The following is a 13,088-nucleotide window of genomic DNA, read 5'->3' on the forward strand; positions in this document are numbered from 1 at the left end:
GGTGGCCCTGAACACTACTGACGGCGCGAGGCTCGTCCAGCAGGAGACGGCCGTGGGGGCGGGCGTGCAGGTCCTGCTGCTGGGTCTGCTCGGCACGGCGGCGGGCCTCGGCCCGGCGGGCTGGCTGACCGGCCTCGCGTTCGCGTCGGCCGGCTGGGCGGTGCTCTCCCGGGCCCTGCACCGCTCCCGGCTGCGCAGCTTCGGCGCCGCGAACCGGGTCACCCTCGGCCGGGCCGTCCTCGTCGGCGGGGTGACCGCCCTGGTCGCGGACTCCTTCCACGGCTCGCCGCCCGTCGCGCTGTTCGTCGGCCTGACCGCCGTCGCGCTGGTCCTCGACGGCGTGGACGGCAAGGTGGCCCGCCGCACCGGCACCTCGACCCCGCTGGGCGCCCGCTTCGACATGGAGGTCGACGCGTTCCTCATCCTGGTGCTGAGCGTGTACGTGGCCACGCGGCTCGGCCCGTGGGTGCTGCTGATCGGCGCGATGCGGTACGTGTTCGTCGCCGCCGCCCGGGTGTGGCCCTGGCTGACCGCGCCGCTGCCGCCGAGCACGGCCCGCAAGACGGTGGCCGCCCTGCAGGGCGTGCTCCTGCTGCTGGCCGGCGCGGGCCTGCTGCCGTACGCGGCGGCCTTCGCCGTGACGGCGCTGGCCCTGGGTCTGCTGGTGTGGTCGTTCGGCCGGGACGTGCTGTGGCTGTGGCGCACGTCCCGGACGGCGGCGGCTCCTGTCCCGGCCGCGCGAGAGGTGCGGGAGCTGGTGGCGGGGTGAGACGCGGGCGGGCGGTACGGGCGGGCGCCGCCGGCGCGTCCGGCCCTGGAGCCTCGCGCGTCAGTGACCCGGCGGCCCCACGCGTCAGCGGCCCCGCGCGTCAGCGGCCCCGCGGCAGCAGCGCCACCGCCGCGGCGGGTACGGCGGCCAGCACCAGCCACGGCACGGCGGGCGGCAGCCCGGAGTCGAGCAGCAGGCCGGTCGCGGAGCTGCCGGCCAGCACGACCAGGCCGGACACCGAGGACAGCGCCCCGGTGTACAGGCCCGGCCGGCCCTCCTCGGCGAGGTCCGGGACCCAGGCCCGCACCACGGGCACGACCAGCATCTGGCCGACGGTGAGCAGCACCACGAAACCGGCCGCGGGCACCAGCCCCGCCGCTCCCGTCCACCCGGCCGGCCGCGCCGCCGCCACGGCCGCGAACCCGGCCGCCACCAGCAGCAGCCCGGCCGCCGCCGACCGGCGCGGCGCGAGCCGCTCCCCCGACCGGCGCGTGACCGGCATCTGCGCGGTCACCACCAGCAGCGACGACAGGGCGAACAGCCAGGCCAGGCCCGCCTGCGAGCCGGTGGCGCGCTCCACCTCGCCGGGCAGGGCCAGGTAGAGCTGGTTGTAGGCGAGCAGGTAGGCGCCGTACGCGCAGCACAGCGCGAGGAACGGGCGGTTGCGCAGCAGCGGCCGCAGCCCGCCCCGCACCCGGGTGCGGGCCCGGCCCGGGAGGTGCCGCGGCAGCAGCCGGGCGTGCCCGGCGAACACGAGCACGAAGACCCCGGCGCCCGCCAGACAGGCCGTGCGGAAGTCCACGGCCAGCAGCAGCGCGCCGAGCAGCGGCCCGAGGAACGCCCCGGCCTGGCCGGCCACGGTGAACAGCGCCAGGACCCGGGTCCGGGGCCCGCCGCCCGCCTCCTCCCACACGACCGCCTGCCGCGCGACCTCCGACTCGACGGCCGGGGAGAACAGCGCGGCGGCGAACCCGATCAGCAGGACCGCGCCGATGACCGCCCAGGTCCGCGCCGCGTACCCCAGCCACACGAACCCGGCGACGCGCAGCGCGCAGCCCGCGAGCACCACGGGCCGGACGCCGTACCGGTCCGCCAGTGCCCCGCCGACCACGAACAGCCCCTGCTGGCTGAAGGTCCGCAGCCCCAGCACCAGCCCGACCAGCCACCCCGCCATGCCGATCTCCCGGCCCAAGTGCGCGGAGAGGAAGGGCAGGACGGCGAAGAAGCCGATGTTGAAGGCGAGTTGGGTGAGGACCAGCAGCCGCAGGAGCGGCGGGAGACGGGCGGGCCGTCCCGGCGTCCCGCGCGGACCGGTGGACAGGCCGGCGGGCGGGGCGGTCACGGGGCTCCCGCCGGCTGCTTCTCCCGCGCCGGCCCTTCCCCGGTGCGTTCCGGCGTACGGCCGGCCGGACGCGGGCGCCGCACCCCGCGCGCCGCGGTCACGGCGAGCGCGCCGAGCAGGGCGAGGGCGGCGGCGGGGGCGAGGACCGCCCAGGGGGCGCGTTCGGCGTAGGGCTGGTTCTCGGCGAGCAGCAGGCCCCACTCCGGGGACGGCGGCTGGGCGCCGAGGCCGAGGAAGCCGAGCGAGGCCAGGGCGAGGGCGACGCCGGGCAGCCGCAGCAGGGCGTGGCGGGCGACGGACGGCAGGACGGCGGGCAGCAGGACGCGGCGCGCCAGGTACCGGCGGCCGGCGCCCAGGGCGCGGGCGGCCGCGACGTGCGGCGTGGCGCGTTCCTGCCGCAGCAGCGCGGCGGTGTGCGCGGCGAGCGGGGCCCAGGCGACCGCGGTCACCGCGAGCGCGGGTGTGGCGGCGCCGCTGCCCGCGACGGCGGTGACCAGGAGCGCGGCAAGCACCGGCGGGACGGCGTTGACGGTGTCGGCCAGCGGCCCCGACAGCCGGGGCGCCAGGCCCAGCAGGACGCCGAGGCACAGCGTCGTGGCGCTGACGGCGCACGCGAGGGACAGGGTGTCGAGGGCGCCGTGGGCGACCCGGGCGAGCAGGTCCCGGCCGAGCGCGTCGGTGCCGAACGGGTGCGCCCCGCTGGGGCCTTGGAGCCGTTCGCCGGTGTCCAGGGCGAGCGGGTCGCGGGGCAGGCCGAGCGCGGTCACGGCGAGCAGCAGCCCGCCGTGGGCGAAGGGCAGGGCACTGCGCGCGGGTCCCGCCGGCCGGTGCAGCGTGGGCAGCGCCCCGTCGCGCAGGGCGGGCCCGAGGAGCGGCCGGGCCGCCAGGCGGCACAGCGCGGTGGCCGCGGCGCCGAGCAGGACGAGGGCGAGGACGCCCGCCTGGAGGACGGGCAGGTCCTGCGCGAGGGCCGCCCGCAGCGTGGTGCGGCCCAGGCCGGGGATGTCGAAGACCTGCTCCACGGCGACGGCCCCGCCGGTCAGGCCGACGGCGAACAGGCCGAGGTTGGGCAACAGGGCGGGCAGGCAGCGGCGTACCGCGTGGCGGGCGAGGCGCCCGCGCGGCAGGCCGCGCGCGGCGGCGGCCCGCGCCCACGGTTCGGCGAACGCGCCCGGCAGCAGGTCGTCCAGCAGCCGCCCGAGCACGGCACCGGCGGGCAGCCCCAGGGCGAGCGCGGGCAGCACCGTCCACCGCGGCCCGTACCAGCCGAGCGCGGGCAGCCAGCCCAGGTGCACGCCGACGACGGTGGCGAGCACCGACGCGGTGAGGAACTCCGGCAGCGCGGCGAGCACGGCCGAGCCGGTGCCGCTCCTCCGGGAGCGCCCGCCGGTCCGCAGCGTGCGGGCGCACACGAGGGCGGCGGTGACGGCGGCGACCGCCAGGGCCACCGTCATCAGCAGCAGCGAGGCCCCCAGGGCCCGGAGCACGGCGGGCGTGACCTCGCCGCCGGTGAGCCACGACCGTCCGGCGTCCCCGCGCGCCAGCCCGCCGAACCACTGTCCCAGCAGGTGCACCGGCCCCTGGCCGAGTCCGAGCCCGCCGCGGATGTCCGCCAGCACCTCGGGGGCGGGGTCGCGGTCGGCCGACCGGGCCTTGAGGACGGTCAGCGCCGGGTCGGTGCGCGACAGCCAGGGCAGCAGGCCGACTCCGCACAGCAGGGCGGCCGCGAGCGCCACCCGCCACAGGACCTGTCGCACGGTTCAGCGCCGCGTGCCCGTGCCGACGAGGGTCCGCTCGTACGGGTCGAGGAGCACACCGCGTACCGAGTCGCCGACGCCGGTGACGACCCGCTGGTGGACCAGGGGCACCACGGCGTCGGTGCCGAGGATCTCCGCCTCGGCGGCCATGGCGGCGTCCTGCCGCTCCGCGGTGTCGGCGGTCCGCTCGGCCCGGGCCACGGCCCGGTCGACGTCCTCGTCGCACAACCGGGCGATGTTGTAACCGCCGTCGCAGGTGTGGTCGCTGGCCAGGACGGCGACGGGGTCGCCGGTGTCGACGAGCGTGTTCCGGGCGAGGACGAACGCGTCGAACTTTCCGTCCAGCGCGTCGGCCTCCAGGCGCGCGTACTCCCGCACGTGGAGCTTCACCGTGAACCCGGCCTTCTCCAGCTGCTGTTCGAGCACCTGGGCGACCTCGGGCAGCTCGGGCCGGTTGTCGTAGGTGGCGAGGGTGACGGTCGTGCCCTCGGCGTCACGGGGCCGGGCCCGCCCGGTGGGCTCGGTGCGCCTGCCCGCGGCCCAGGTCACGGCGGGCCCGTAGATCCCGGCACCCGGGTCGGCGTACCCCTCGTACACGCCGTCGGCGAGCGCGGCGGTGTCGACGGCCCGGCGGGCGGCCGCGCGCACCCGCGGGTCCGCGAAGGGACCCGAGGCGGAATTGAGCAGCAGGCTGGTGGTGCGGGTGGTGGCGGTGGCCCGCCGGGCGTCCGCGTCGAGGCCGGCCGCCTGCGACACGGGCACCGCCTCGGCGATGTCGACCTGGCCGGTGCGCAGGGCGTTGGTGCGGGCGGTGCCGTCGGCGACGAACCGCACGTCGATGCCGGCGACCTGGGCGCGGCCGCCCCAGTAGTCGTCGAACCGGTCGAGGGTGGCGGAGGCCGAGCCGTCGACGCCGGTGAGCTCGAAGGGCCCGGTGGCGGTGCCGACCGGATCCACCCGGCCGTCCTCGCCGTACGCCGCGTCGGAGAACACGGCGAGACTCGGGCTGGACAGCCGCAGTGGCAGGACCGGGTCGGGTTCGCCGGTGGTGACGCGCACGCCGCGGCTCCCGTCGGCCGTCACGGCGAGGCGGACACCGGACAGCGCGGCGGGCGCCGGCCTGGCCTCGGCGGCGTGCGCGAAGGCGGTGGCGACGGCGGACGGGCTGACGTCGGTGCCGTCCTGGAAGACCGCCTCCCGCAGCGTGAACCGCCAGGTACGGGCGCTCTCCCGCTGCCACGACTCCGCGAGCGCGGGCACCGCGGCACCGTTGGTGTCGAGCGCGGTCAGCCCCTCGGCGACCCCGAGCCGGCTGAGGATCGTGGCGTCGGCCCCGTAGGGCGAGAGCCGCTCGGCGGGCGGGAAGGCGAGGGCGACGCGCAGCCGCGAGCCGTCCGCCGCACCGCTCCCCGCCTCGCCGCCGGCGGAGGAGAAGCAGCCGGCCAGGAGCGGGGCGAGGAGCACGGCGGCGAGGAGCCGCGAGGTACGCACCACGGTCACCACCCCACCGGTATCTCGAAGTGGACGACGCCGTTGCCGCCGCCCGGTTCCTCACGCTCGTCGTGCACGACCTTCCCGAGGGACCGCCAGAAGGCCTCGGCACCGGGAACCGAGGGATCGGTGTGCAGGTAGACGGCGCGGTACCCGCCGTCGGCGGCGGCGAAGGCCAGCAGCTCCTCGACCATCCGCCGCGCGAGCCCCCGCCTGCGGTGCCCGGGCCGGACGTACACCCGCCGCACCTGGGCCGTCTCCCCCGAGGGGTAGCGCTCGGCGAGCCGGCGCGGGTTCGGCGGATGGGCGGGCCCCCGGGAGTCGAGCGCCGCGGTGGCCACCACCTCCCCGCCCTCCGGTTCGAGCGCGACCAGCAACGTGTGACGGACCGGCACCAGATACGCGGCCGCCGGATCGACGATGTCGCCGTGCCAGCGGGGCACGTAGCCGGTGCCGAAGTCGCGGTAGACGGTGTCGAGCATGACCGCCCGGGCGGCGTCTATGTGGGTGGGGTCTGCCGGTCTGATGCTGTAGTCGTGCACTTGCGTATCATATGCAATAAGGAGATGGAGTGATCGCGGAAGCCCGGGCTTTCCAGCCGCAAGGAGGCGACCAGTCACATGATCCACTTCTGCTTTACCCAACGTCCCCATAGAATCCGTCCGTCCGTGGGGGGCGAGTGCGACAAGGCGAACATGTCGCACAGGGGGGATCAGTCGGAGAACGCCGGGCCTGCCCGCGTCGCCGTGCTCCCCGGAAGGAAGTCCGTGCTTTCCCTTCTCCGGGCCGGTGAAGCGCAACGTGAGAGCAGGGACAACCGTGACGACAATTCCGGGTGGATTCGCGGGCGGCGGAGATCTGGAACGCCTGAAATCGATCCTCGCTGGCTGGCGCACATCGCTCGTGGACCTCAGCGGGCGCAACCGGCTGCTGAACTTCCGGCACACCCGCTCCTCGACGCTGGAGATCTCAGCCCCTTCGCCATCTGACCTCGTGGGCCTGCTCGAGGACCGCGCACTGCACTTCGCGGCGCTTCCCGACGAGGTTCCCGCGGAAGGCGAGGAGCCACTGTGTCCTCCCCCGGGCGAGTACGACATCGTCACGCAGAAGACCACGGCCCCCGCCCTGCACAGGGCGCTGCGCTCCCTCCGCAGCAAGGCGACCCAGGTGTTCAACGACTACGGTCTGTGGACCCTCAACCTCGGCGTCGGCATGCTTCATTGGCGCGAAGACGGGGCTACTACCAGTAGCCAGGCGCCGCTGATCCTCTTCCCGGTGGAGCTCGTGCGGACGTCCACCGGGCAGCTTCTCCTCCAGGCGAACCCCGACGAGGACCCTCAGCTCAATCCCGCGCTGCCCATCAGACTGGAACAGTTCGGCATCGACTGGGCGCCTGTCGCGGAGACCGACTGCCGTGACGTGGGCGCGGTGGTCGAGGCCGTACGCAAAGCGGTGGCCGGCAAGTCCCTATGGGAGGTAGAGGAGCGAGCCGTCATGGCTCTCTTCGCCTCACACAAGGAGTCGATGTACCGCGATCTGCTGGAGAACGAGGACCGGCTCCTCGCGAGCGACCTGGTGCGCGCGGTGGCGGTGGGCCCCGGCGGCGTCCTCGCCTCCGACCGCTTCGATTTCGAGGAGGTGCCGTCGGAACGCGTCGACGAGCTGGCTCCTCCCGAGGACACGCCTCTGGTCCTGGACGCGGACACCTCGCAGCGGCAGGCCGTCGCGGCCGCCGTGGCGGGCCGGTCCTTCGTGCTGGACGGTCCTCCCGGAACGGGCAAGAGCCAGACCATCACCAACATCATCGCCGGCCTGATGCACGCCGGCCGCAGCGTGCTGTTCGTCAGCGAGAAGGCGGCGGCCTTGGACGTCGTGCTTCAGCGCCTTGGTTCGGTCGGCCTGGACTCCTACGCCTTCGCCTTGCACAGCCGTAACACCAGCCGCAAGGCCGTGGCACAGGAGCTGGGCGGTGCGCTCTCCGAACAACCCCAGGCGACCGGGCTGCCCGACCAGGAGAAGGCCCAGGCACGCCTCGACCGCGAGGCGCTGTCCGCGTACGCCACCGCGATGAACGAGGTACGCCAGCCACTGGGACGCACGTTGCACGACGTCATCGGCCAGGTGGGGCGTCTCGACGACGCCCCGGTCGCCTACCTCTCCGCTTCTGGGGGTGGTTCGTCCCGGCGTTTCGACGCTTCCTCCCTCTCCGCGGCCGGTCTGGATGACGTCCTCAAGGCCGCGCACGCCATGGGTGACTCCTGGCAGACGGTGGCCGATCCAGACTTTCCCTGGCGAGAACTGCGCACGGACCGGTCTCATCCTGGTCCTGCGCTGGAAGAAGCACGCACGGCCCTGGCCGGACTCCTGAATGCCCTTGACGGCTACGAAGCGCTCAACCTGAGCGGCGCGCACTTCACGACGTCGCTCCAGGTGGACCGTCTTGTCCGGTTGCTCGGCTTGCTGGACGAACGGCTGCCGGTGCCCGAGTGGTGGCTCACCGACGCCGACATGGCGCACGCCGTGACCGATCCGGTCGAGTCCTTCCTCGACGCTCTGCGCCGGGTACGGCGGGTCCAGGAAGCCGCGCAAGATCTGGTGGGCGACCGCTGGCAGGAGGTGTCCCCGCGGCTTCGGTCCGAGCCGCCGACGGCGGAGCAGGCCTTGGTGTCTCTTGAACCGCGGGGTCTGGATCTGACCGGGCTGACCGAGCGGCAGGCGGTGGGTCTGGGGCGGGACTTCCGGAAGGCGGCCGACCTGCTGGGCAGCGCTACCGCCTCGACCCGTGAGCTCGCCCGAACTCTGGGCAGCGACGAACCGCGCTCATTGGCCGAGGCGACGGCCCTGTGCGATCTGGCGGACCTGTCCGGCGTTCCGCACCGTCCGCTGGAGGCGTGGCTCGCCCCGGAGCGCTTTGCCGCGGCCCAGCGTGCGGCCCTCGGTCTCGTGGCCACCGCGGTGCGGGAGTTCGAGGCCCGCCGTGACCGTACGGCGGCGGCACGGGCGATCGCGCAGGAGCACGCGGGGCCGGGCTGGGCGGACATGCCGCCGCATCTGCCCCGACAGCCGGAGGCGGCGGAGACCGCGCTCGGCTTCCTGGAGCCGTCCGGTGCCGACCTCACGGGACTCGGACGGGACGAGGCCGACTCGCTCGCCTCCCGGTGGGGCTCTCTCGCCGACATGCTGGAGGGCACCGCCAAGTGCGCGGTAGGAGTCGCGAATTTGCTGGGCTGCGAACCACCGGCCACCGCTTCCGCGACGCGGTCCGTGACCGAGCTGGCCACGCTGACCGGCACCGTCCATCGGGCGCCGGCCGCCTGGTTCGATCCGGCCGTGCTGCCTCGGGTACGTCAGCGCGTGGACGAACTGCACCGCCTCATGAACGTCCTCGACGAGGCTCGCCGGGAAGCGCAGGGCGTGTTCGGTCCCGGCACTCCTCACACCGAGGGTCTGACCGATGCGGTGCGCCGTCTCTCGGAGAGCGGCCGACGCTTCGCGGCGGGTCTGTCCTCCCAGGTGCGGGCCGACCGGAAACTCGTCGGCGGCATCAGTACCGGCGGGTCATGGAGCAGCGGCCTGCAGACGGAATTGGGCAAGGCTGCGGCCTGGCATCAGGCGCACCGAGCCGTACGTGCCGTGGTGGCCGAGCACGCGGAACTGCTCGCACCCTATGCCGGTGACGACCTGCCCGATCTCGACGCGCTGGACGGCGCGCTGCGCCAAGCCGAGGACGCCTGCCGGCTCGCCCCGGACGTCGTGGCCGACCCGGTCCGTCGCAACCGTCTGGTCTCGCAGCTGGCCCACGACTCCGCCGCCGACCCGGCCCTGTGTGGGTGGGGCAAGCAGCTGAAGCACGACCTGAGCACATGGGACTCGGCACTGCGGGAGCCGCAGCTGCGCGAGCACGCCACGGAACTGGGCCGTCTGGGACCGGCGGCAGCCGCCATGTGGTTGCGCGCCCACGTGCCGGCGCTGGAGGACGCCGTACGGCTCATCGATGCGGTCCAGTCCGTCGGCCGCCGGACTTTCACCGGGGGAACGGGCCACACTCTCGCCTCGGCACGCACGGCGGTCGCTGCGGCGCACGCGGCACAGCAGGAGGACGCGGCGTTCGCCGCCCGAGAGACCCACGACCGGGAGCTGCTGTGTACTTGGTACGCGGGCCTGGACACACGTCTTGACGGCCAGCCGGACACCGGCGGCAGCACGACGGCGGAAGACGACTTGCTGCGCCGGGCCATGCTGCTGTCGTCCACGGGCGACGGATCCGGTGCGGAACCCTCTGTTGGCGAGACCGTTGAGCTGCTGGGCGCGTACGCGGCGGACGGCCGTCCCCGCACCGCCGCCCTGGCCGCGGCACTTGCCGCCGCGGCCGAAGCCCACCGGCTGGCCGGACCGGTCCTGGCGGACCCGAACCGGCGCAGCGGTCCCGCCCGCGCCCTCTGCGCCGAGCGGCCGCCTGTTCCGGGGCTGCTGGAGACGGCCGCTCGCCTGCGGGCCGAGTGCGCTGACTGGGAGACCTTCACCGGCTCCCCTGCCCTGGCCCCTGCCGCCTCCGGGCTGCGGTCCTGTTCCTTCCCTGAGGGAACGGCCTGGCTGCGTGCTCACCTCGATCCCCTCGACGAGGCCGCTTCCCTGATCCACTCGGTGGCCCGTGCCACAGACTCCCCGGGCGGGGATGCCGACTGGCTGTCCCTGGGCGGCGCCCGCTCCTCCGTGGCGGCCGTGGTGGCAGCCCGCGCGGCCGAGGAGGAGTTCCTGGGTGCCGAGGCGGACCACCGCCGTCTGCTCGGTGACCTGTACGAGGGGGTGCGCACCTCTCGGGAGACCGTCCACAGTGCCTTGGACTGGGCCCTCAGTGTCAGGCGCACCGCTTCCGTCACCGGCTCGGCCGCTCCTCTGGGGCCCGAGGCCGCCCGCCTGCTGCTGCGCGCGGCGGCCGATTCGTCGGTGGAGCGCCGCAACCGCGACTGGCTGGAGCGGGTGGAGGTTCTCATCGGCCACTTCACACCGGTCCGGGCAGCGGAGATCCGCGCCGAGCTGGAGGCCGGGTTCCCGTCCGCCCGGACACTCCTCGACCGCATGTCCGACGATCCCTACGGCCCGGACGCCTGGCTTCGCTCCGCCGAGGCCCACGAGGTGCTGAGCCGTTACGGACTGGAGGACCTGCCGACGCAGCTTGCGGACCGTGGAGTGCCGGCTTCACTGTTTCCCGTGGCCGTGGAGCGCACCGTGCTGCGTGCCTGGGTGGAGCATCTGCTGGCGTCCGACAGCCGTCTCGCGGTGGTACGAGCCGCCGATCGTGACCAGTTGGTGGAGCGCTACCGTCGGCTGGACCGCGGTCTGGTCCAGTCCGCCCACGCGACGGTGATCGCCGCCTGCAACGCACGACGTCCTCGCCGGGCGACAACGGGACAGGCCGCGATCCTCAGCCGTCAGGCGAAGTTGCAGCGACGGCACATGCCGGTACGTCGGCTCTTGGACGAGACCCGAGACGTCGTGCAGCGGCTCAAGCCGTGCTTCATGATGAGCCCGTTGACGGTCAGTCAGTACCTTCCGTCAGACTTCCACTTCGACGTGGTGATCTTCGATGAGGCGTCCCAAGTCCTTCCGCAGGACGCGGTGAACGCCGTGTACCGCGGTGACGCCCTGATCGTGGCGGGTGATCCACGGCAGCTCCCGCCCACGTCGTTCTTCAGCGCCGGTGGCGACGCCGACGATGATGACGAGTGGGATGAGGAGGCGCCCGACTCCTTCGAGTCCATCCTGGACGCCTGCAAGGCCAGCGGGGTGCTGCGCGAGCTGTCACTGCGCTGGCACTACCGCAGCCGCCACGAGGACTTGATCGCCTTCAGCAACCACGAGTTCTACGACAACTCCATGGTCGTGTTCCCGGGCGCGATCATCGACGGCCACAACGTGGGCGTCGCGTTCTACAAGGCCGACGGCGTGTACGACCGCAGCAACAAGCGCGACAACGTCCGCGAGGCCCAGTTGGTGGCCGAGCGGGTCGTCCACCACTTTTCGACGCGGCCGTATCTGACCCTGGGCGTCGTCACGCTCTCCAAGGCACAGGCGGACGCCGTCGAGGACGCCGTCATCGAGGCGCGCAGGTCCCGGCCCGACCTCGACGGGTACTTCACGGAGGACCGCCTGGGCGGCTTCTTCGTGAAGAACCTCGAAACCGTGCAGGGTGACGAGCGCGACGTGATCATCCTGTCGGTCGGCTACGGTCCCGACACGCAGGGCAAGCTGCGTTCCTCCTTCGGCCCGATCAATCGCGAGGGCGGCTGGCGGCGGCTGAACGTGGCCGTGACCCGGGCGCGGCACCGGGTGGAGGTCGTGGCGTCCTTCCACGGCGCCGACCTGCCGGACAGCGCGAACAAGAGCGTCCAGCACCTCAAGCGCTACCTGCAGTACGCGGAGCAGGGTCCCACGATCCTGGCCACGGCCGCCCCCGACGCGGACGCCGTGCCGGAGAGCCCTTTCGAGGAGGACGTGCTCGACACCCTGCGCGGCTGGGGCTACGACGTGCAGCCCCAGGTGGGCGTGGCAGGCTTCCGGATCGACATGGCGGTCCGGCACCCCGGGGCTCCTGGCTCGTACGCGCTCGGCATCGAGTGCGACGGCGCGATGTACCACTCCTCCCGCGCGGCCCGCGACCGCGATCGGCTGCGCGAGGAAATCCTGCGCGGCCTGGGGTGGAACCTGCACCGGATCTGGGGAACGGACTGGTACCGCAACCGCAAGGACGCGCAGCGGCGGTTGCGCGAGGCGGTGGAAGCCGCCTGTGCGACCGCCCCGTACGCGATTGCGGCGGAGCCCGAGCCTGTGACGGTACCCACCGCGGCATCGGAGGTCGAGATTGTCCCTGTCGCCGAATCGGACCGCTCCGAGTGGAGCCGTCCCTACCGCGCCATGCGCCTCGAGGAGCTGTACGAGTTGCGGAGGGTGCTGGGCATGCGGACAGGGCTCGGTGACATCGACCTCCGGGAACCTGAGGCCCGCGGGCTGGTAGCGGAGGTGGCCCAGCAGATCATTGCGGTCGAGGGGCCTGTCGAAGAGGAGGTGCTGATCGGCAGGATCCGCGCGGCCTGGGACATCGGCAGTTCGAAGCAGGTCGTGCAGGTGAGTGCCCGCAACGCGCTGAAGGTCTTGGTGCGCAGAGGATCCGTGGTGAGGTCCGGGACCACGTGGGACCTGCCGGACCGCGAGGTCACGACGGCCCGCACGCCGAGCGCGGACTTCGATCGCAAGAAGGTTTCCCACGTCCCGCCGGTCGAGCGCCGGGTCGCCCTGCTGGGCGTGCTTTCCGAATCCCCCGGCCTGCAACGCACGGAATTGGCCAGGGAGACCGCCCGGTTCTTCGGGTGGCTACGTCTGGGGCCGGACATACGTGCAGCGTTCGAGGCGGACATCGAGGAGCTGATCGCCGGCGGGCTCGTCGCCACGGGCCCGTCAGGACTCGTGTCGGTGGAGGACACCACCGGGTGACGACCGTGCGCCGGTTCAAGGACAGACGGGTCACGGCCGGCAACTTGCGCGAGCGGAGCAGTCCGCTCACCGATCGGTCGACAGTGACGTGGTGGGCCTTGATGACGGTGAATCCGATGCGATGACGGGTGATGTCGGGAAGAATGCTGTGAAGTCCGTGAACGAGGGGGCGAACGATAGGTGCGGCTCTACTAGCGCTTGCGGCTGCGGTGATCGGAGGCGGGGTCTCTCTGGCGTC

Annotated in this window: 6 protein-coding genes; 2 read left to right on the top strand and 4 right to left on the bottom strand. The window is 73.6% G+C overall.

The features are described from left to right. Window position 1 precedes the first annotated feature (1 nt). Window positions 2–769, top strand: a complete 768-nt coding sequence (locus ACIF8T_RS22015; protein WP_400037520.1) for a CDP-alcohol phosphatidyltransferase family protein — start codon at window positions 2–4, stop codon at window positions 767–769. A 100-nt stretch (window positions 770–869) separates the two neighbouring features. Here ACIF8T_RS22015 and ACIF8T_RS22020 read toward each other — a convergent pair whose 3' ends face one another. The 4 genes from ACIF8T_RS22020 to ACIF8T_RS22035 are packed head-to-tail and all read right to left on the bottom strand — an operon-like array spanning window position 870 to window position 5,901. Further along, window positions 870–2,111: an MFS transporter gene (locus ACIF8T_RS22020; protein WP_400037522.1), complete on the bottom strand. Its 1,242-nt coding sequence runs from the start codon at window positions 2,109–2,111 to the stop codon at window positions 870–872. After that, entirely contained in the window at window positions 2,108–3,868 is a 1,761-nt protein-coding gene (locus tag ACIF8T_RS22025) for an ABC transporter permease subunit (protein ID WP_400037524.1), read from the bottom strand. The genes ACIF8T_RS22020 and ACIF8T_RS22025 overlap by 4 nt, the downstream gene beginning before the upstream one ends. Before the next feature lie 3 nt (window positions 3,869–3,871). After that, window positions 3,872–5,362 (bottom strand): ABC transporter substrate-binding protein, encoded by a 1,491-nt coding sequence (locus tag ACIF8T_RS22030; protein ID WP_400037526.1) that lies wholly within the window; start codon window positions 5,360–5,362, stop codon window positions 3,872–3,874. Window positions 5,363–5,364: 2 nt separating this feature from the next. After that, the gene (locus tag ACIF8T_RS22035) at window positions 5,365–5,901 is read right to left on the bottom strand and encodes a GNAT family N-acetyltransferase (RefSeq protein ID WP_400037528.1); all 537 of its coding nucleotides are present in this window, start codon (window positions 5,899–5,901) and stop codon (window positions 5,365–5,367) included. A 277-nt stretch (window positions 5,902–6,178) separates the two neighbouring features. On the opposite strand from ACIF8T_RS22035, the gene ACIF8T_RS22040 reads away from it, so the two are divergent. Next, window positions 6,179–12,850: a DUF3320 domain-containing protein gene (locus ACIF8T_RS22040; RefSeq protein ID WP_400037530.1), complete on the top strand. Its 6,672-nt coding sequence runs from the start codon at window positions 6,179–6,181 to the stop codon at window positions 12,848–12,850. Window positions 12,851–13,088 lie beyond the last annotated feature (238 nt).

Origin of the sequence: Streptomyces sp. NPDC085946, from assembly GCF_044540485.1 — a bacterium.
In the GTDB taxonomy this organism is placed as follows: domain Bacteria; phylum Actinomycetota; class Actinomycetes; order Streptomycetales; family Streptomycetaceae; genus Streptomyces.